Origin of the sequence: Sphingobacterium sp. WM (assembly GCF_029542465.1) — a bacterium.
GTDB lineage: Bacteria > Bacteroidota > Bacteroidia > Sphingobacteriales > Sphingobacteriaceae > Sphingobacterium > Sphingobacterium cellulitidis.
On sequence record NZ_CP120709.1, the window covers coordinates 3,107,441 to 3,127,132 of the forward strand.

17 protein-coding genes are annotated in these 19,692 nt (G+C 36.9%); 10 read left to right on the plus strand and 7 right to left on the minus strand.

Going from position 1 to position 19,692, the window contains the following annotated elements; translation table 11 throughout:
* Nucleotides 1–10 precede the first annotated feature (10 nt).
* Nucleotides 11–1,504: a transcription termination factor Rho gene (gene rho / locus PZ892_RS13295; protein WP_094256149.1), complete on the minus strand. Its 1,494-nt coding sequence runs from the start codon at nucleotides 1,502–1,504 to the stop codon at nucleotides 11–13.
* Nucleotides 1,505–1,826: 322 nt separating this feature from the next.
* On the opposite strand from rho, the gene PZ892_RS13300 reads away from it, so the two are divergent.
* Together PZ892_RS13300 and PZ892_RS13305 are read left to right on the plus strand one after the other, a co-directional pair.
* On the plus strand, nucleotides 1,827–3,542 hold the full coding sequence (locus tag PZ892_RS13300; protein WP_094256150.1) for an MFS transporter: 1,716 nt from the start codon (nucleotides 1,827–1,829) through the stop codon (nucleotides 3,540–3,542).
* Between the two features lie 244 nt (nucleotides 3,543–3,786).
* A complete protein-coding gene (locus PZ892_RS13305) occupies nucleotides 3,787–4,647 on the plus strand; it encodes an N-acetylglucosamine kinase (RefSeq protein ID WP_094256151.1) in 861 nt (286 codons plus the stop codon).
* Nucleotides 4,648–4,716: 69 nt separating this feature from the next.
* Here PZ892_RS13305 and PZ892_RS13310 read toward each other — a convergent pair whose 3' ends face one another.
* Together PZ892_RS13310 and PZ892_RS13315 are read right to left on the minus strand one after the other, a co-directional pair.
* Nucleotides 4,717–5,400 carry a metal-dependent hydrolase gene (locus tag PZ892_RS13310; protein WP_094256279.1) on the minus strand — a complete coding sequence of 228 codons (684 nt, stop codon included), beginning with the start codon at nucleotides 5,398–5,400 and terminating at the stop codon, nucleotides 4,717–4,719.
* A 13-nt stretch (nucleotides 5,401–5,413) separates the two neighbouring features.
* A complete protein-coding gene (locus PZ892_RS13315) occupies nucleotides 5,414–5,728 on the minus strand; it encodes a YbaB/EbfC family nucleoid-associated protein (protein ID WP_094256152.1) in 315 nt (104 codons plus the stop codon).
* Nucleotides 5,729–5,839: 111 nt separating this feature from the next.
* Here PZ892_RS13315 and PZ892_RS13320 point away from each other — a divergent pair, with 111 nt between their 5' ends.
* Nucleotides 5,840–6,331 (plus strand): hypothetical protein, encoded by a 492-nt coding sequence (locus PZ892_RS13320; protein ID WP_094256153.1) that lies wholly within the window; start codon nucleotides 5,840–5,842, stop codon nucleotides 6,329–6,331.
* 63 nt (nucleotides 6,332–6,394) lie between these two features.
* On the opposite strand, the gene PZ892_RS13325 is transcribed toward PZ892_RS13320, so the two are convergent.
* The gene (locus tag PZ892_RS13325) at nucleotides 6,395–7,486 is read right to left on the minus strand and encodes a hypothetical protein (RefSeq protein ID WP_094256154.1); all 1,092 of its coding nucleotides are present in this window, start codon (nucleotides 7,484–7,486) and stop codon (nucleotides 6,395–6,397) included.
* A gap of 211 nt (nucleotides 7,487–7,697) precedes the next feature.
* Here PZ892_RS13325 and PZ892_RS13330 point away from each other — a divergent pair, with 211 nt between their 5' ends.
* Nucleotides 7,698–8,273 (plus strand): thymidine kinase, encoded by a 576-nt coding sequence (locus PZ892_RS13330; RefSeq protein WP_094256155.1) that lies wholly within the window; start codon nucleotides 7,698–7,700, stop codon nucleotides 8,271–8,273.
* A gap of 214 nt (nucleotides 8,274–8,487) precedes the next feature.
* Here PZ892_RS13330 and PZ892_RS13335 read toward each other — a convergent pair whose 3' ends face one another.
* Together PZ892_RS13335 and PZ892_RS13340 are read right to left on the minus strand one after the other, a co-directional pair.
* Nucleotides 8,488–9,000 carry a glutathione peroxidase gene (locus tag PZ892_RS13335; RefSeq protein ID WP_094256156.1) on the minus strand — a complete coding sequence of 171 codons (513 nt, stop codon included), beginning with the start codon at nucleotides 8,998–9,000 and terminating at the stop codon, nucleotides 8,488–8,490.
* Between the two features lie 14 nt (nucleotides 9,001–9,014).
* The gene (locus PZ892_RS13340; protein WP_094256157.1) at nucleotides 9,015–9,875 is read right to left on the minus strand and encodes an N-acetylglucosamine kinase; all 861 of its coding nucleotides are present in this window, start codon (nucleotides 9,873–9,875) and stop codon (nucleotides 9,015–9,017) included.
* Nucleotides 9,876–10,060: 185 nt separating this feature from the next.
* Between PZ892_RS13340 and PZ892_RS13345 the strand changes: the two genes are divergently transcribed.
* On the plus strand, nucleotides 10,061–12,724 hold the full coding sequence (locus PZ892_RS13345) for a M14 metallopeptidase family protein (protein WP_094256158.1): 2,664 nt from the start codon (nucleotides 10,061–10,063) through the stop codon (nucleotides 12,722–12,724).
* Between the two features lie 314 nt (nucleotides 12,725–13,038).
* Here PZ892_RS13345 and PZ892_RS13350 read toward each other — a convergent pair whose 3' ends face one another.
* Nucleotides 13,039–14,043 (minus strand): D-alanine--D-alanine ligase, encoded by a 1,005-nt coding sequence (locus tag PZ892_RS13350; RefSeq protein ID WP_094256159.1) that lies wholly within the window; start codon nucleotides 14,041–14,043, stop codon nucleotides 13,039–13,041.
* Between the two features lie 140 nt (nucleotides 14,044–14,183).
* Between PZ892_RS13350 and PZ892_RS13355 the strand changes: the two genes are divergently transcribed.
* The 5 genes from PZ892_RS13355 to PZ892_RS13375 all read left to right on the plus strand — a co-directional run bounded on the left by PZ892_RS13355 (nucleotide 14,184) and on the right by PZ892_RS13375 (nucleotide 19,655).
* Nucleotides 14,184–14,984 (plus strand): PASTA domain-containing protein, encoded by an 801-nt coding sequence (locus tag PZ892_RS13355; protein WP_094256160.1) that lies wholly within the window; start codon nucleotides 14,184–14,186, stop codon nucleotides 14,982–14,984.
* Between the two features lies 1 nt (nucleotide 14,985).
* Complete coding sequence (gene mltG, locus PZ892_RS13360) at nucleotides 14,986–16,029, plus strand: endolytic transglycosylase MltG (protein WP_094256161.1); 1,044 nt, start codon at nucleotides 14,986–14,988, stop codon at nucleotides 16,027–16,029.
* Nucleotide 16,030: 1 nt separating this feature from the next.
* Nucleotides 16,031–16,441, plus strand: a complete 411-nt coding sequence (locus tag PZ892_RS13365; protein WP_094256162.1) for a thioesterase family protein — start codon at nucleotides 16,031–16,033, stop codon at nucleotides 16,439–16,441.
* The gene (locus PZ892_RS13370) at nucleotides 16,442–17,413 is read left to right on the plus strand and encodes a YihY/virulence factor BrkB family protein (RefSeq protein WP_094256163.1); all 972 of its coding nucleotides are present in this window, start codon (nucleotides 16,442–16,444) and stop codon (nucleotides 17,411–17,413) included.
* An 82-nt stretch (nucleotides 17,414–17,495) separates the two neighbouring features.
* Nucleotides 17,496–19,655 carry an ATP-binding protein gene (locus PZ892_RS13375; protein WP_094256164.1) on the plus strand — a complete coding sequence of 720 codons (2,160 nt, stop codon included), beginning with the start codon at nucleotides 17,496–17,498 and terminating at the stop codon, nucleotides 19,653–19,655.
* The last annotated feature ends 37 nt before the right edge of the window (nucleotides 19,656–19,692 follow it).

Here is a 19,692-nt window from a genome sequence, read left to right on the forward strand (position 1 = left end):
TGATGGCTTTTTAGCCATTCATGCTAATTAAAAATTCAGAATTAGATTTTGTACCACGCATTTGAGTTAATAAAAACTCCATTGCTTCTTGTGAGTTCATATCTGCCAAGTGGTTTCTCAAAACCCATAAACGTTGTAACTCATCACGGTCAACCAATAGATCATCACGTCTTGTACTTGATGCTGTAAGGTCAATCGCAGGGAAAATACGTTTATTAGATAATTTACGATCTAATTGAAGTTCCATATTACCAGTACCTTTAAATTCTTCAAAGATAACTTCGTCCATTTTCGAACCAGTTTCAGTTAAAGCTGTCGCTAAAATAGTTAATGAACCTCCATTTTCAATATTTCTTGCCGCACCAAAGAATCTTTTTGGCTTGTGTAATGCATTCGCATCAACACCACCGGATAAGATCTTTCCTGATGCTGGAGCAACCGTATTGTAAGCACGAGCCAATCTTGTAATCGAATCCAATAAGATTACTACATCATGACCACATTCAACCATACGTTTTGCTTTCTCTAAAACAATATTAGCAATCTTCACATGACGATCTGCAGGCTCATCAAAAGTTGATGACACTACTTCCGCACGTACACTTCTTGCCATATCCGTAACCTCTTCCGGACGCTCATCGATCAATAAAATAATCAAGTAAACTTCAGGATGGTTTTTCGCAATCGCATTCGCAACTTCTTTTAACAAGTTTGTCTTACCCGTTTTTGGTTGAGCAACGATTAATCCACGCTGACCTTTACCAATTGGTGTAAATAAATCCATGATACGAGTTGAATAATTCCCAGGACCTAAATCCAAGTTCAACTTCTCATCCGGAAACAAAGGTGTCAAATAGTCAAATGGAACCCGGTCTCTAACCTCTGCAGGATCCTGACCATTGATCGCTTCAACACGTACTAGTGGAAAATACTTCTCCCCCTCTTTCGGAGGACGAATACAACCTCTTACATTATCACCTGTCTTTAATCCAAATAACTTAATCTGGGATTGTGACACATAAATATCGTCAGGAGAGGTTAAATAATTATAATCTGAAGATCTTAAGAATCCATAACCATCGGCCATAATTTCTAATACACCTTCATTAACAATTACATTATCAAAATCTGTTGGAGTGGAAGTTTTTGGAGCTGGTTCAGGAGAAGGGGTTACTGCTGTTTCTGATGCACTAGATTCTGGCGATTTGCTCGCAAATTCAATCTTTGGTTGTTCATCTTCTGTGCCAACTCTATTTCTGCCTACTGCTACCGGCTCGGCAACTTTTACGGTACGCACTCTTTTTCTTGTTCGCTCTGCATTCGCTTTGTCTGAATCTCCCTCAGCAACTTCTACAGGCTGTTCTTGTTGTGATTCCTTGGCTATCTCAGAAATACGGTCAATTAACTCTTGTTTTCTGAGCTTCTCAGAGTCTACAATGCCTAGAACTTTCGCAATCTCGCGCAATTCAGACACGAGCTTCGTATTCAATTCATTAATATCCATTAATAATAAAATATGATTTTTTAAGGATTTTTACTTTTTTTGAAAAATATCTCTCTGCTAATACATCAATTTCATATGTCTTATTGGGTAACTAAATCATATAGATTTTATATTAGCATCCCGAAAGATAATTTAAGAACCGCCACAAAGAAAAAAAGAACTATTGTAAATTCAAAAGAAAATCAATACTTTTTTTTTATTTATAGTTTATTATGTAACGCTTAATATCGGTAAATTGTTTTAGCAGCAATCGAAAATCTTTATAAATCAAAAAAAAATTCTTTATTTGTACGATTAAATCATCAAGTTAGACATTTTTTTCATGAATAACCAACAAACAAACACCAACTACCCAGCGCTTTACACCTTAATCGTGGTGTTCTTCTTCTGGGGATTTATCGCAGCTGGAAACAGTGTATTTATTCCTTTTTGTAAAAATTATTTCCACTTAGATCAATTTCAATCTCAACTTATCGATTTTGCATTTTATTCAGCCTATTACATCGGGGCTTTGCTCCTGTTTATCTTCGGTACTATTTCCGGAAAAGACCTTGTCGGTAAATGGGGCTATAAAAGAAGTATCGTCTATGGACTCCTTTTCTCCGCTCTAGGCGCCGCAGCAATGATTGTAGCTGTTGAAGTCAATGTATATACCGGAATGTTAATCGGATTGTTTATCGTGGCATTAGGATTCTCCTTACAACAAACCGCAGCAAATCCCTTCGCGGTATTATTAGGAGACCCAAAAACTGGAGCTTCTCGCGTGAATCTTGGTGGTGGTGTCAACTCTTTCGGTACTACAATTGGACCCCTAATCGTTGGATTTGCCTTGTTCGGTACCTTCGAAACCATTTCTGATGCCGAAATTGCTAACCTTCCCCTAAATAAAGTCGTCTACCTATATATAGGTGTGGGTTTGTTATTTGTACTAGCAGCCGGTCTATTCCATTTCTCCAAAAAAGTGCCCGCAGGTTTTAACCTGGAACAAATGGAACCAGCTAATAAAGCTAGAACAACTCTTATTATTATGACTATCCTCTTGTTATGTGCCTTTATACCGGTATTTACAAGTTATAAATCTGAAACTGCCTTACATATTCTAGACCTTAAAAACCAAGCCGCAACCTCTAACGATCAAGATCTTCTGACCCAGATTAAAGAGCTTAGTCACGGCCTTGAAATCAAACGTATGCTTTGGTTATTGGTTGCTCTTGCGGTTGTTGTGTTCGGCCTTTTATTCTCTTACAATAGCGCTAAGAAAAACCCTGAAGGTTGGGGTGCCATGAAATACCCGCAATTGGTATTAGGGATGTTAGCCTTATTTATATATGTAGGTATCGAAGTTGCTATCGGTAGTAACCTGGGTGAACTATTAACATTGGAGGAATTTGGAAACCTGCAATCCTCACAGATCACACCTTATGTATCCATGTATTGGGGTGGTATGATGATTGGACGTTGGGCAGGGGCAATCACTGCATTTAAATTATCTAAATCGAAAAAAAGTCTCCTTACTATTATTGTCCCAATTATTGCATTTACCATTATCATAGGTGTAAATTCCCTAGCTGGATTTGACATGTCGGTATTATATTACTTTATTATCTGTGTAGCTCTCCAGATTGCTGCATTCTTCCTTAGTAAAGAAAAACCTGTACGTACGTTGATTATCTTCGGAACTTTTGGATTGATAGCCATGATCGTTGGTTTATTAACTTCCGGTACAGTGGCAATCTATTCTTTCCTGGCGGGTGGTTTAGCATGTTCAATCATGTGGGGATCCATTTTCAGTCTTTCAATTGTTGGATTAGGAAAATATACCGAACAAGGTTCTGCATTTTTGGTAATGATGATCTTAGGTGGTGGTATTATCCCTCCTATCCAAGGAAAATTGTCCGATATTATTGGAATTCACAATTCTTATTTAGTGCCTGCAATCGGTTTCATTTACATTATCGTATTTGCGGTATTAGTCCGTAAATTCTTGTCTAAACAAGGAATTGCGATTGATGAGATTGAGGCTGAAGGAGCACATTAAACCCAAACTAATTGTAAAAAATACACTAAGTATTTTAAGTAAAAATAAAATTATAAAAACCTTATAATCAATAAATTATAAGGTTTTTATTTTTTAATAAGCCTTCTACCTTCCTAAATTATTTCAATATATCAAATAAAAATTCTTATTTTTATTAATAAATACCGTATTTTGGGATTTAAACATAGAACAATACCATTGTAAAACGACAAAACAAGTTACTTTAAAACTAAATTTATAAATAATGATAATAATTGCAGATGGAGGGTCTACAAAAACAAACTGGTGTTTGTTAGATGATAACAACAAGAAGATTTACTTCAACACCGAGGGTTACAACCCATATTTTGTAGATAGCGAATACATTATTGCATCCCTTAAAAAAGGACTACCTCAAGATATTCCATTTGATAAAATCAGCGAGGTAAATTATTATGGTGCTGGTGTACATAATGAGGAAAAGGCTAAGATTGTTGAAGACGCTATCCAAGCAGTTTTCCCAAATTCTAAAGTAGAAGTTGGGCATGACTTATTGGCTGCTGCACGTGCATTATTAGGCACTAATGCTGGTTTTGCTGCAATTCTAGGTACTGGTACCAATACTTGTATTTATGACGGAAAAGATATTACCCATAATATCGACTCTGCCGCTTATATTCTAGGTGACGAAGGTTCTGGTAGTTTTATCGGTAAAAAACTTTTAGTAGATTTTATCCGTGGCTTAATGCCAAAAGATGTAGCTGAAGTTTTCTTCAATACCTACAAACTTACTCCTGATGAAATCATGGACAATGTATACACTAAACCTTTAGCGAACAGATTCTGTGCTAGCTTCAGTAAATTCGTGTATGATAATAACGTAAATATTGAATATACTCGCAAAATCGTTGATGATGCTTTCGAAGCTTTCTTTAACAACCTTGTGAGCAAATACCCAGATTACCAATCTTACACCTTCAATTGTATAGGTTCTGTAGGTTATAACTTCAGAAACGTCCTTGAAGATAAAGCGAGTCAATATGGTATGAAAGTAGGTAAAATCTTACGCTCCCCAATTGATGACTTGGTACAATTCCATATCAATAGATCAAGAAGTATTGCTTAAGTAAAGCATTCTCAAAAATAATAAAGCCGCATTGATAACAATGCGGCTTTTCTTTTTCTTATTTTTCCTTTATAATTCCACAGACTCCCCAATCCCTGGCAAGGCCAAGTAAACCTCTGCTTCATTAAATTTCTTCTTCGCTTCCTCATGATTGATCGTAATCGGCGGAAACGAATCGTAATGTATCCCTATAACATTCTGGCAATTCACAAATTCTGCAGCTATTACCGCATCATCCATATCCATCGTATAATGTCCACCGATTGGCAACAATGCCCAATCAATCTTATAACGCTCCAACAATTTCATCTCCATCGTCAAAGCCGTATCTCCAGCAAAATAGATGGTTTTATCTTTTAAAAAGAAAATATAACCTACCGGAAAGCCTGCGTAAGCCCCATCCGGTGTACTATTACTATGCGCAGCATAAACCATCTTAACCCTTCCAAATGGAAGATTCAAGGTCCCTCCTAAGTTATATTCAATTACCTTATCCTCCGGAACTCCTTGCTTGCGAACCCAAGCTGCTGTCTCAACAATCGTCGCAACAGTAGCCCCACTTTGTTGTTGAATACTAAACATGTCCGCAACATGGTCCTGATGACCATGGCTTAAGAAAATATAATCCGGATTGATCTTGGAAATATCAACATCCTTAGCCAAAGGATTATAGCTAATAAATGGGTCCAGCAATACCTTGACCCCATCAAAATCAAACTCCACACATGACTGACCATAATAAGTCGCTTTCATATCTCTTTCCTTTTTATTTACCAAATAAGTTTCCTAATCCGCCCAATCCGCCTAACAAATCCTGTGAGGCAGCTTGCATCTCCGTTTGGCTAATACTTTCCGCTTGAACCAACGCTTTATTTAAGGCTACAACCAACAGTTCCTCAATCTCCTCCTTATCAGCCTCCTTGAAAAAATCAGGATCAATCTGAACTTCTTTAATCTCCTTATTCGCCGTTGATATCACTCGTACCTTACCGCCTTCTGCCTCCCCAGATACTGAAATATGATCTAACCTCGCTTTGATCTCCTGAGCCTTCTGTTGTGCTTCAAATAACTTATCAAACATATCTTATTCCTTAAATTTTAAACCCCAAATTACAAATAATTTACGAATCTTGACAATTGCTTGGGTCTTTTAAACAGCTTGATTACCTTTGCACAATAATAGTCTATCATAATGATTCAACTAAAACATTATTCTGCAATATCAAACGATTTACAAAAATCAAACCCCGAAAAGTTCGAATTACTGGAAGAAGAATTAAATATTATCATCCATAAACTCAAATTTATCGCAATCGAAAATAGACCCATGGTAGAAATTATTGACCTTTCTACCCCGGCTAACGACCCAACCTATATCGAAGAATTAAGCGAAATAGCAGGCGCACAAAACAACCCCTTGGTTAAAGAAGCTGAAAATATCGAAATCCTCATTTTTATCAACGATAACCCTGCTTTCTTAGGAAAACTACCTGAACTACTTAACAATCAGTACAGCGACTACAAAGCCGTTAAAAACAACAATGTATTTATCATACAAAAGGCTGATTTCGCGAAAAATAAAGAAAACTACCTAGTAGATACTGAAATATTCGCTGAAATCATTCAATCGAAATATTTCGTATATGGCCATGAAGGCCAATATTGGGTCAAATTTGACCTCTAAAATAAGGATATAACAAAAAAGGTCGCTTTGAACAAAGCGACCTTTTTTGTTATATCTAATATGTTAAATGTATTTCTTTCTTAGAATAGCATATAGCTTATCTACAGTTTGCGGTTTTGAAGCCCAATTATTCTTCAAGGAATAATTCGATTGTAAAAAGGCATCTGCCTCTGCAAAATTATCAAACCTATTTAACAACTCAATCGCTTCTGAATACGCTAAGCTATAGCCATTGAACAAATCCTTAATGAATAACAATTTATCATTTAAGCTTACGGCTACCTTTAAATCTGCAATCTTATCCGGATTACGATCCTGAGAAGTATTAAACTGGCTCGCATTGGTCATTCCAGCTTTCTTTTGTTGCTGGATCAACTCGTTTAAAGTTAATGGACGCGAAGGCTTTTCTGCTTGCTTAGCCAAATCATTCAACGAAACCTCCGGTTCTTCACGAATTTCAACTTTCTTTTCTTCAACTATCACCTCATTAACAGTAGGTTCTTCCACGGGTTTCTCGGGTTGAACTTCTGTAGCTTGTTCTTTTTTCTCCTCTTCTTGAGCAGCTTCATGTGCAGTGGTCACTGAAGTATAATCCGAAGATGCAGTATGAACTGGGTTGGAGGAAATATTAAAATCTTTAAAATCACTTACCTCTTCAACTGGTTCAGCTTCTTTTTTCTCTTCTTCTTGAGTCTCATCCTCAATTGGTTCTTTTACCAATTCTTCTTGCTCCTCTTCCTTAACTTCTTCATTCTCTTGATTTGACTCCTCTCCGTAAGTTGTAGTTTCAGGCATCTCCTCATCGTACTCTTCAATCAATGGCTTCCTTTCTTCCTCAGTTTTTACAGGTTCCACTTCTTGAATTTCTTCTTCTACAGGCTGCTCATCCGCTTCGTGATCATCATGCTCCACTGCTGGTGTAAAGCTCTGTTCCCCTTCCACAATAGATGCTGAACCTAATAAATGAGTCGGTTGTGCTTGCAAACTTGCTAATGCTTCAATATGGGCTGCCAAATATTTCGCTTGTGCCGCCAATAATAATATCTCCGCTTTTCTACTCCCAACATTATCTTTCTCTAAGCTCGCATACTGCTCATTGATTTCTACCAAAAGATCTCCAATTTTCCCTAAAATATCCTGATCTGAATAAGCCATGTTTTTTATGTATAGATTGAAATTAATTCTAATTATTTGTCTGTAATAAAAAAATAAACAAACTGATTGACACCTCGTTTACTTTTAAATCCTATCTCCTTAAACCAAAAATAAGATTAAATTTCGATATTCGTAAGCTATATTAGCTAAGAATTTCATATAATATGAAACATCTTAAATCAGGTTTTTAGTATAAATTTTTTCAAAAATGATGTTGTTTTCTGAACATAATTTCCCAAATAGAAGAGGTCCTATCGGTAGTATCGAGGTTATTTGTGGGTCCATGTTTTCAGGAAAAACAGAGGAGTTGATCCGTAGGATGAAAAGGGCACAATTCGCCAAGCTTCCGGTAGAAATCTTCAAACCTGAAATTGATGTACGATACGGTGTCAATGAGGTGGTATCACATGATAGCAACTCCATTCCATCAACACCGGTTAGCCATTCCTCAGCGATCCTGCTTTTAAGTTCTGATACGAAAGTCGTAGGAATTGACGAAGCCCAGTTTTTCGATGATGACCTCCCTAATGTCTGTGTTGAATTAGCAAACCGAGGCATTCGTGTCATCGTTGCTGGCCTGGATATGGACTACCTTGGAAAACCTTTCGGCCCAATGCCCAACCTTATGGCTATCGCCGAAGAAGTCACCAAAGTCCATGCAGTATGCGTACAATGTGGCGCACCTGCAAATTATTCCTACCGTATTCTACAAAATGAATCCCGTGTCCTTCTAGGCGAAAAAGAAAGCTACGAACCCCGTTGCAGATCATGCTATTATGATTTGTAGGGGAGATATGTTGTCTAAAATATCTCCTAAAAATAGTTTCCGCATCTTCGATGCGGAATGACAGTCACATAAATATATTGGGTTGAGATAAAAAAAGCTTTTTCGGCGTTGCCGAAGAAGCTTTTTTTATCTCAACCCCACTCACAAATTTTTTGTCATTCTGAGCGCAGCGAAGAATCTATTTTTAATCAGCCAATAGACAGGCCTTAGTTTCTTACAAGATCTGTTTGGTAATCACCTCGTCTAAAGGTGTAACCTTTGAACGATAGCGATGTGCTAATTTTCCGTCTTTTCCAATTAGGAATTTCTCGAAATTCCATTTGATATCTCCTGTGAAATCAGGATTATCAGTTTCGGTAAGGTATTTAAACAAAGCTGTTTGTTCATCTCCTTTAACATCTACCTTTTCAGATAGAATGAAATTAACACCAAAATTCTTCTCACAGAATTGGGCAATTGCCTTGTTATCTGCATATTCTTGATTACCAAAATTATCAGATGGGAAACCAATTACAACCAATTTATCACCGTACTGCTCATGTAATTCCTGAAGCTCTTTATATTGCTTTGTAAACCCACATTTTGAAGCCGTATTCACAATTAACAATTGCTTTCCTTTGAATTCTGAAAAATCTATCTTCTTTCCATCAATCGATGTGAAAGAGAAATCATATACCGTTGGCTGTTGAAACAACATGGTACAAATCATAATCATCGTCATTATCATAATCTTATCTTTATTTACAGTTGAACATTCAGCTCTCTATCCACTACATAGTGAAATAACTCTTCGATAGGACTGCTTAATATTTTTCCTACACGTACTCCATGCAAAGAACATACCTCTCTTAAATGAATATCAAAATAATAGGCAATCCTTCCAACAAAATGACATTCATAATCCCAAAAGTTAGGATAAGTCATGATATTGGTTCGAACAAACTCATCAAATCCGTTACGAAGCAAATTGTCAATATATGGATGTTGTCTATTGTCGGCCATGAATTTCGCGAAGGATGCTAAATAGGCATTCGGACGGTCTTTCTGGTAGACATTTTTTATGATGATATCCTTGGTAATGGGATGGACTTCTTTAAATTTCCTAGCCAGATCTCTTGGCATGGATTCATACAGATAGGCTGTAATTAATTGTTTGCCAAACCAAGCCCCTGAACCTTCATCACCTAATACATAACCATTGCCATGTAAACTAGCTGAGAGCTTCTCTCCATCATAAAAACTGATATCTGAACCAGTCCCTAGGTTTGAAATCAATCCCTTACCCGCAGCAAAGGTCGCATAGGCAGAACCTAATAAATCACTTTCAACGGAAATAAAGGAAGATGGAAAAATCTGGGTCAATGCATTCGACACCAATTCCCGACGGTCTGGTGTTGAACATCCTGCCCCAAAAAAGTAAACCTCATGGACTTCTTTGATGTATGGAATAATTTCGGGAACCTCCGTTAATATCGATGCTATTTCTTTCTCACTTACAAAAAAAGGATTTAACCCTTTGGTGCTGAAACGTAATGGTTTGCTATCTGGAAGATGAAGCATCCAATCGGATTGGGAGGATCCACTATCTGCAACTAATATCATATGCTACTCAATGTCTTCATCCAAATATACAAATTCCATCACAATTAAAACTCATTTGTCAATATAAACCGAAATCTCTCAAAACTGTAATATTGTTGTGAATTATCCTGACAATTAACAGCAAACTTCGCCTTATCAACGTGCGATTCTTATCTTTAGCCAATAAATTATTACCTAATAAAATTATGAAGAACTCATTTAGCCTTATCCGGTTAATGTTGTTATCATTCGCCTTTTTCCAAACGCTTTATGCGCAGCAAATTAGTAGCCCTAAGGAGCATTTTGGATTCAATATTGGCGACGATTACCAATTGGCAACCTTTACCGAGACTGAAAAGTATTTTAAGAAATTAGATCAGCAATCTGACCGACTTCAATATACGGTGATCGGAAAAACCGAGGAAGGACGAGACCAATGCATGCTTATTATCAGCTCTCCTGATAACCTGAAAAATCTAAATGAATATAAAAACATTTCCAACAAACTGGCCCATGCAAATCTTTCTGAAACAGAAGCTCGGTCATTGGCGCAAAAAGGAAAAAGTATCGTTTGGATTGATGGCGGATTGCACTCGACAGAAGTGGTTGGAACTAGTCAATTGATTCAAACCGCTTACTTATTGGCTTCTTCCAATGACCTTGAAACAAAAAATATTCTTGAGAATACCATTATCCTGATGGTACATGCAAATCCTGATGGTCATGAACTGGTATCTAATTGGTATATGCGTGAAAAGACACCTGAAAAAAGATCTGGAAATTATGTTCCAGTGCTTTACCAAAAATATGCTGGTCATGATAACAACCGGGATTTCTTTATGCTGAACCTGAAGGAATCTCAGAACATGGCCCGACAGCTATTTGTGGAGTGGATCCCTCAAATTATGTACAACCACCATCAAACAGCGCCAGCAGGTGCCGTAGTGGCTGGAGCTCCTTATCGGGACCCTTTTAACTATGTATTTGACCCTCTCCTCATGTCAGGAATTGATGCATTAGGAGCTGCCATGTCTTCCCGACTTAATGCCGAAAATAAACCTGGATATACCGCTAAAGATGGATCTGTTTTCTCCACCTGGTACAATGGTGGATTAAGAACCACAACTTATTTCCACAACATCATGGGCTTATTGACCGAAATGATCGGAAACCCCACTCCTTTTGAAATTCCATTGGTACCGAATCGCTTGGTACCTAATAATGATACGCAAAACCCTGTCGTTCCTCAGGTATGGCATTTCCAAAAATCCATCGATTATTCGGTTTCATTAAACTATGCCATATTAAATTATGCCAGTCGCTATAAGGATGAAGTTCTTTACAACATGTATAGAATGGGGAAAAACTCTATCGACCGAGGTTCTAAAGACTTTTGGCCTTTATCACCTAGCAAGGTTGCCATCATCGATACAGCCTTACAACAAGCCAAAAGGAAAGACCCTAAAATCACCAACAATCGTGCTGAAGAGCGCAAGTTACTGGGAAGCCTCTTTGAAAACAAAGATTTAAGAGATCCTAGAGGGTTTATTATCCCAGCTGACCAACCTGACTTTGTAAAGGCAACTGATTTTATCAATGCCTTGATCCAAAACGGAATAGATGTCCAACAGGCAAATGCTGATTTTACAGTGAATGGTAAGCAATACGCCAAGAATTCCTATATCATAAAAACTAATCAGGCTTTCAGACCGCATATCCTGGATATGTTTGAACCACAGGACCACCCTGATGATTTCCAATATCCTGGAGGCCCTCCTATTCCACCTTATGACGCTGCAGGCTGGACCTTAGCTTACTTAATGGATGTGAAATTTGACAGGATATTAGATGATTTCAATGGACCATTTCAAGCATTAACAAATGGAGAGGTTATTAAACTTGCTGAAATGGCAAAACCTAAAGGAAAGTATATCAAACTCCCGGCAACAATCAATGAGTCTTTCCGGATCAGCAATGACCTTTTGAAAAATGGCAAGAATGTATGGAGAGATGAAATCAATGGTGATTTTTACATTGAAAATAAACCAGATATCAACTTGGTATTTCAAGCAGAAGGCATAAACAACCTTCCAAAACAATATAAAAAAGTTAAACCATTACGCATTGCTTTATGGGATACCTATGGTGGAAGCATGCCTTCAGGTTGGTTAAGGTTCTTAATGGAAAAATATCATTATAACTTTGAGCTGATCTATGCAAATGACATCGATAAGGGTAATTTGAATGCGAAGTATGATATCATCATTTTCCCAGGAAATTCAATTCCTAGATTTAACATTAATCCGAACTCGACATCTTCTTATGGAAGATCGGCTATGGAGGCCCCTGAAAACATTCCATCTCCTTACAAAGAACGGTGGGGTCGTTTAACAGAGCAGAAATCAATTCCTGCTTTAAAAACTTTCCTTGAAAACTCGGGAAAGATCATCACCATTGGAAGCAGCTCTGATCTAGCTGAACATCTAGGCTTAGGGGTAGAAAATCACCTTGTCGATAGTAATAAGGAAGCATTAAAAAGAACTGATTTCTATACTCCAGGGTCGGTATTAACAGCGAAAGTAGCTCCGAATACCGCAAGTACTTGGGGTTATAATGATCAAATTGATGTTTATTATAGCAATGACAACCTCTATAAAATCAGCAATTCAAACATCAAACCTTTACTTTGGTTCGATTCTGAAAAGGTCCTAAAAAGCGGCTGGTCATGGGGACAGAAATATTTAAAAGACGGAGTTTTGGCATTTGAAGCACCTGTTGGTAAAGGTAAGTTGGTTTCCTTTGGAAATGACATCAATTTCAGGGCTCAAACTCACGGAACATTCAAGTTATTATTTAATCAATTGCAATAAATAAAACCTTCTAATTTATCAGGTCATACCACAATAGGGTATGGCCTTTTTTTGTGATTTGGCTTTACGTCACATAGGAAATTTATTAGGCAAAAATAAACCTCAAACTCGCAGCTTTATCGGACTTTCTTCGGACCTTCTTCGGAGGTTTCGCGGATCTTGTTCGAAAAAATTCGGACAAGGTCCGAAGAACCTCCGAAGGAATCCTTAATTTGACACTTATTAAATTGGGAGAAAATAAAATGGAGGGACATAAAAAAAGAGGACCCTTCCTTGGAAAAATCCTCTTAATAAATCTTAATCTATTTAGATGCTTAATGATTTTTGGCTGCTTCAATTAGCTCTCCATAGAACTTAGTTTCTGTCCTACCATCAGCACGTACTTGTTGTGGAATAAAACTTTGCGCGGTTTGTCCTGGAATGGTATTAATTTCAATGAAATAAAATTCATCAGTTTCATTTTGAATAAAGAAATCTACTCGAACCATTCCTTTACAATTCAACCGTACATATACTTCTTTAATTATCTCGTCAGCTTTACTTTTCTGCTCTGCTGTTAAATCAGCAGGTGTAATTTCCTGGGTCAAACCTGGGGTGTATTTTGCTTCGAAATCAAAGAATTCGCGCGTTGTAATCACCTCCGTTGCTGGTAATACCTGCAGATTGCCCTTGGAATCCCTGAAAATTCCTTGGGAAAACTCTCTACCCTTAACAAACTCTTCCACCAACACTTGCATGCCCGTTCCTTCAGCATCATATGCTTCATCTAATGCTTTAGGAAGTTCTTCCCAAGTATTTACCTTATTCATTCCAATGCTACTTCCACCAGCATTTGGTTTTACAAATAGTGGCAAGTTGAGTTTACTTTTCACCAATTCAAAAGCATTTGCTCTATCGATATCAAATAAAAGAACTGATTTAGCCACTTTTAACTGTGGAATATCTTGGATAATGGCTTTGGTATAGCCTTTATTCATGGTTAAAGAGGAGGTTAAGGCTCCACAAGAAGTATATGGTAAACCGATCATATCCAAATACCCTTGAAGACGGCCATCTTCCCCTGGGGTTCCATGGAGAATTATAAATGCGACATCAAAATGTAAGGTTTCATTATGAATGGTCAAGGAAAAATCTTGACGATTGATTTCATGTTTTTGTCCATTCTCATCGGTATATGCCCAACTCTCTAGGGTAATATCGATTGGATAAACATCATATTTTTCTTTATCAATTTGGGAATAGACAAAAGCTGAACTTTTGTAAGAAATTTCAGCTTCTCCAGTATACCCGCCCGTAATTAATGCTACTTTAGTTTTCATATGTAATAATCGAGAAGCAAATATAATTTGAGATACGAGGAAAAACGAATATTTTTGCCTTTATATTAAGTTCGATTGCAGGAATTCGGAAAATTGGAATTAATATTGTTAATAGGATATTCAAAAAAACACATTAATAGATGTCTAAGTTCTTTTTATACTTGAGAACGAGTACTTTCAGAAAAAACTTGATTGCTGGGCTCATTTTCATTGTCATTCTTTTTATTTTGGTTTATTTCGGCTTGAAGGTCTACACGAAACACGGTGACTCTCAAGAAGTTCCTTTATTAAAAGGATTAAACATTAGTGAAGCTCTCAATGTGCTAGATAAAGCAGGGTTGGAAGTAGAAATCGACTCCATTTATCAAATGGATGCGAAACCTGGACTGGTAATAGATCAGGATCCTGACCCAAAATCGCATGTTAAAGGTGGTCGTACCATTTATTTAACGATCATTACGCAATCTGCTCCGGAAATTGCTTTTCCAGAAGTTATCGACAAAACTTTCATCGAGGCTTCCGCAATTTTAAAGAACCATTCCTTAAAAATTGCTGATACGGTCTATAAAAATGATATCGCTAGAGATGTGGTCTTGGATGTAAAATTTGCAGGACAGCCTATTCGTCCGGGACGTATGGTGCCGAAAGGATCTAAAATCAGTCTGATATTAGGAAATGGTCGCGGCGATGATGAAGTTGAAATCCCAGTTCTATTAGGATTGAACCTTACAGAAGCCAAATTTGCGCTTGCTGGTAAAGGATTAACCTTGGGTTCTGTATCATTTAATGATAATTCCAACGATACATTAGGTTCTGTAGTCATTAAACAGAACCCAGATACCAGTGCTAAAATTATTTCCATTGGAAATGCGATTCATGTTACATTAGGAAAACCCGTAGCACCGACTCCGACTCCAGAAACTACCCCTATAAATCCATAATATGGCGCAGAACACTAAAAAAAGAAAAGGATTAGGAATCATACTCTTTATTATTTTATTTCTTGTCCTTGGAGTGGCATGGGTAGGTTATCAAGCATTTATGGCGCCTTCCATTGCTTCAGATGAGGAATACTTTTTCGTAAAAACGGATGAACCTTATAGCAGTGTTATTTCCAGAATTGAATCTGAAGGCATTGTCAAGAATCCTACTTACTTTAATTATGTTGCCAAGGCAATGGATTTGGAGAGTACCGGCATCAAGGCTGGTCGCTACAAAATTGATAAATCCATGAACAACCGTAGGTTTATCGGCAACCTTCGTGGCGGATACCAAGATGCAGTGAAGTTTAGATTCCAAAATGTGCGATTGAGACAAGATTTTGCAGGTTTATTGGGAAGAGACTTTGAGGCTGACTCCTTAACCTTTATCAATCTGTTGAATGATGAGAAATTAGCTGAGAAATACGGATTCAACAAAGAGAACTTCTTCTCGATGTTTATTCCTAACACCTATGAAATCTATTGGAACACTAAACCTGAAGAAATAATAGATCGTTTTTCGAAGGAATATGAAAAATTCTGGACTGCAGATCGTAAAGCGAAGGCAGATTCATTGGGATTAACCATTCAAGAAGTAAGCACCTTGGCATCCATTGTTAAAGGGGAAGCTTTACACGTGGATGAGATGCCGAAAATTGCTGGACTTTATTTGAATCGACTTAAGAAAGGGATGTTACTTCAGGCAGATCCGACTGTCATTTTTGCGAATAATGATTTTACAATTCGTCGCGTTTTGAATAGACATTTGACCATTGACAACCCATATAATACTTACCGTTTTAAAGGATTGCCTCCGGGACCGATTATGATGCCTAGTATTGCCTCCATTGATGCGGTGTTAAATTATGAGCATCATCCATATATCTACATGTGTGCGAAGGACGATTTTTCGGGTTACCATCTATATGCACAAACTGTTGCAGAGCACTTGGTCAATGCGAGAAAATTCCAAAAAGCTTTAGACGAAAGAAATATTAAAAAATAATATGTTCTTATATCAGCATCAGGTTAGGGTTCGATACGCCGAGACAGATAATATGGGTTATGTTTACTATGGTAACTATGCGACCTATTATGAAGTTGCACGGACAGAAATGCTTCGAAGCACTGGAATTTCCTATAAAGAATTAGAGGAAATGGGTGTAATGCTTCCTGTGATCGAATTGAGCTGTAAATTCAATAAGGCAGCAAAATATGATGATTTAGTAACGATAAATACTTATATTCGAGAAAAACCAGGAATAAGGATAAAATTTGAATATGAGCTGTTTAATGAATCTGGTGAGCTATTGAATACAGGGTCTACCCAATTGGTATTTGTCGATATGGTCAAAAATCGACCTTGCAAACCTCCCCAGATTTTTATAGATAAGATGGCTCCATTTTTTGGAGAATAAATGAAAAAAATTCATCAACATCTTCTGTACGTTAAGCCGTATGACAGATTTATTGAGTGGACTAAATCAGCAACTTTGCCAGGATTTGGGAAATTACCACTCTATACTGTTATGGTTTTCTTCTTTCAGGAGATTGCTCGTGAATCCATAATCAATAAAGCCTCTTCCCTAGCCTACAATTTTATGTTGGCAGTTTTTCCGGGTATCATTTTCCTCTTTACCTTAATCCCGTATATTCCGGTTGATAATTTTCAAACGCAATTGATGGAATTGATACAATTAGCGCTCCCCAATAATGCATATGAAATCCTGGAAACTACCTTGGAAGATATTATCAAAAGACAAAATGGAGGATTATTATCTGCCGGATTTGTTCTTTGTACATTTTTCGCTACAAATGGAATAACAACTTTAATGATGAGCTTCAATAAAGCCTCATTATCCAAAGAATCGAGGACTTGGTTTCAAAGAAGGATCGTTGCCCTTGCTCTTTCCTTGGCGATTGTATTAGCCTTAGCGGTCGGCATAGCTCTTTATGCAGGCTCCAACTACTTAATCAACTACCTAAAAACCCACATAGATTACGATTTAAAGTGGTTTTGGGCTTTTTCGATCAAATTAGCCCAATGGATTATTTTGTTTGGGGTTTATTTCTTTACGGTGAGTTTGATCTACAAATTTGGACCAAGCTCTACAAAAAAATGGAAACTTTTTACGCCGGGAGCGACCTTAGCAACCATTTTAGCCATGCTATCTTTTTCTTTTTTTACATTCTATATCAATAATTTTGGGGCTTATAATAAGCTATATGGCTCGATTGGAACCCTGATCGTCGTGATGATTTGGATGTACATAAATGCCCTTATTCTTATCATAGGCTTTGAATTGAATGCAAGTATTGCTCTTTCAAAGCAAAGTATTAAAATTGTTAAGCCTCGTGTATACAATTCGTTTAAACCAAACAAAATTTAATTTATTATAAATTTATTATTATTGTATTCTGATTCATTGATTTGTTGATACAAATTGATTTTGGGGACGGACACATTTACGAATGGAAGACAAAGAATTACAAAAGCGGAATAAGCGTAATCAAAACGTTAGGAATATACTATTAAGTTCTATAATCGTATTATTCATAACCTTTGTCGTGTTCTTTATTTTCTCTTATATCCAATATAAGAGTATCCAAAATAAGATTCAAAACATTTATACCTCTGTAAATAGCGATCAAAATAATTTCACGGAGTTATTGAATATTTTCAGTGATGCTGAGGATCATTTCCGAGTATTTTCTATCACCTATAATATTAAGGATTACAATGCCTACCGGACCAAGTTGGTCGTTTTAAAATCAGCTGTCGATTCCTTGACATTAATTCGAAGTGAGGAATCAAAGATCAAAGGTAGAAGTGATTATAAGGGTAAAACTCTGGAGGATTTATTGCCGAAGTATGCCCTATTGACAAATAAATTAGATTCCATTTTGGTGGCTTCAGAAGCTCTGAAATCTTTCAATATCGAGCATGGTAACGAGTCAATATTTACCTTACCTCCTCAAAAGGTTCCAGCTACCATTGTTCCCGCAGAACCCAAGAAAGTCGTAGTCAAGAAAAAATCTTTACTAAAACGGATTTTCCAAAAAGGCGATGATACCATTACAGTTGAAGCGAATGCTCCGACACAAGATCAGCAGGTCGTTCAACAAAACGCGAACCTAAAAAATATTATCCGTCAAAGAAATAATCAGACAGAGAACAAACTGAATGAGCTCAAGAAAACCTTGACCAATATCCGAAAAAGCGAACGCTCTTTATTGGCAGATAACTTTACATTATTACATAGTGCCAACCAGCTGATCCGTATTATTCATGAGGAAAGGATTCAAATTCAGCGTGATAAAACCGATCACGAATTAAATATATTAATAGCAAAAACCGATACTTTCAAATGGCAGATCATAGTATCCCTGACCTTTGTATTTATCGTGATCTGCATTTTGGTTTATTACCAATTCTTTACCAGTTATTACGAACGAAAATTACTGGATGAACGGGTTTATGCTTCTAAATTAGCTGAGCAGAAAACGGATATTCTAGCCGAAATCACCCATGAAATCAGAACCCCAATCAATTCCTTGATTGGTATTGTGGATCTATTAAAGAGTAGAAAGGATTTATATCAAGCCAAGGATATTCATTTATTGGAATCAGCCTATACCAATATTACCGCAACATCAAAAACGATCAATGACATCTTGAATTTAAGTAAGATTGATCAGCAGAATAATATAGAGTCTATACATTTTGACTTTACGGATTTGCTATTAGATGTTATAGAAACTCATCGAAATCAAGCGGAGATGAAGGGGATTGAGTTGGAGTATCAGATCAATAAAAGCAAACCAACGGTAATTTTTTCTGATGAATTCAAGATCCGTCAAGTCATGAGTAATTTGGTGAGCAATGCCATCAAGTACTCCAATGCGGGAACTGTGGTTGCCAGCGTAGATGTAGATGATCAGAGCAATTTAATATTCAAGGTATCTGACCAAGGATTAGGAATTCCTGAGGGGTTAAAAAAGAACATTTTCAAAAAGTATTATACGGTTAATAAGTCCAATAAAGTAGAAGGCGGGGTTGGTTTAGGCTTATATATCACTAAAAATATTGTCAGTACCTTAAAAGGTAGGATTAATTTCAAGACGAATTCAGGACAGGGAACTACTTTTAGGGTAGAAATACCAGTTCCGAAGCCAAAATTCCGCAGGAAGACCAGTTTAAATATTGAGAAGATCAGTGATTTCTCGAAGGATTTAAGTTGGTTAATCGTGGATGATAATGCCTTGAATTTGCTTTATTTAAAGCAGTTTTTCTCGTTACACACCCATGTAAAGACCGCAACACACGGAAAAGAGGCCTTGGAGGTTTTAAGTAGATTTCCGATTGATGTGGTTGTTACAGACATCAATATGCCAATTATGACAGGGGATGAATTACTGGCGACTGTTCGTGCGAACCCAGCGTACGACAACGTCAAGATTATTGCTACATCATCTGATAATGAGCAAGTTAAGAATCTTGAAAAAGAAAGGAAGGTTTTATTTGATGGTATTTTAATAAAGCCATTTAATGAGCGGAAATTGACGGAGGTTATTGTAAAAACGATCTATCCGATCTTCGAGGATAGTGATGAGTTACGACAAGAAAGCTAGGTTAATTAAAACTTTTTCAACTTTTTTACATCTAAAC

Coding starts and splice junctions, on each gene's coding strand:
- rho (WP_094256149.1), bottom strand. CDS start 1,504: ATGGATATTAATGAATTGAATACGAAGCTCGTGTCTGAATTGCGCGAG.
- PZ892_RS13300 (WP_094256150.1), top strand. CDS start 1,827: ATGAATAACCAACAAACAAACACCAACTACCCAGCGCTTTACACCTTA.
- PZ892_RS13305 (WP_094256151.1), top strand. CDS start 3,787: ATGATAATAATTGCAGATGGAGGGTCTACAAAAACAAACTGGTGTTTG.
- PZ892_RS13310 (WP_094256279.1), bottom strand. CDS start 5,400: ATGAAAGCGACTTATTATGGTCAGTCATGTGTGGAGTTTGATTTTGAT.
- PZ892_RS13315 (WP_094256152.1), bottom strand. CDS start 5,728: ATGTTTGATAAGTTATTTGAAGCACAACAGAAGGCTCAGGAGATCAAA.
- PZ892_RS13320 (WP_094256153.1), top strand. CDS start 5,840: ATGATTCAACTAAAACATTATTCTGCAATATCAAACGATTTACAAAAA.
- PZ892_RS13325 (WP_094256154.1), bottom strand. CDS start 7,486: ATGGCTTATTCAGATCAGGATATTTTAGGGAAAATTGGAGATCTTTTG.
- PZ892_RS13330 (WP_094256155.1), top strand. CDS start 7,698: ATGTTGTTTTCTGAACATAATTTCCCAAATAGAAGAGGTCCTATCGGT.
- PZ892_RS13335 (WP_094256156.1), bottom strand. CDS start 9,000: ATGATAATGACGATGATTATGATTTGTACCATGTTGTTTCAACAGCCA.
- PZ892_RS13340 (WP_094256157.1), bottom strand. CDS start 9,875: ATGATATTAGTTGCAGATAGTGGATCCTCCCAATCCGATTGGATGCTT.
- PZ892_RS13345 (WP_094256158.1), top strand. CDS start 10,061: ATGAAGAACTCATTTAGCCTTATCCGGTTAATGTTGTTATCATTCGCC.
- PZ892_RS13350 (WP_094256159.1), bottom strand. CDS start 14,043: ATGAAAACTAAAGTAGCATTAATTACGGGCGGGTATACTGGAGAAGCT.
- PZ892_RS13355 (WP_094256160.1), top strand. CDS start 14,184: ATGTCTAAGTTCTTTTTATACTTGAGAACGAGTACTTTCAGAAAAAAC.
- mltG (WP_094256161.1), top strand. CDS start 14,986: ATGGCGCAGAACACTAAAAAAAGAAAAGGATTAGGAATCATACTCTTT.
- PZ892_RS13365 (WP_094256162.1), top strand. CDS start 16,031: ATGTTCTTATATCAGCATCAGGTTAGGGTTCGATACGCCGAGACAGAT.
- PZ892_RS13370 (WP_094256163.1), top strand. CDS start 16,442: ATGAAAAAAATTCATCAACATCTTCTGTACGTTAAGCCGTATGACAGA.
- PZ892_RS13375 (WP_094256164.1), top strand. CDS start 17,496: ATGGAAGACAAAGAATTACAAAAGCGGAATAAGCGTAATCAAAACGTT.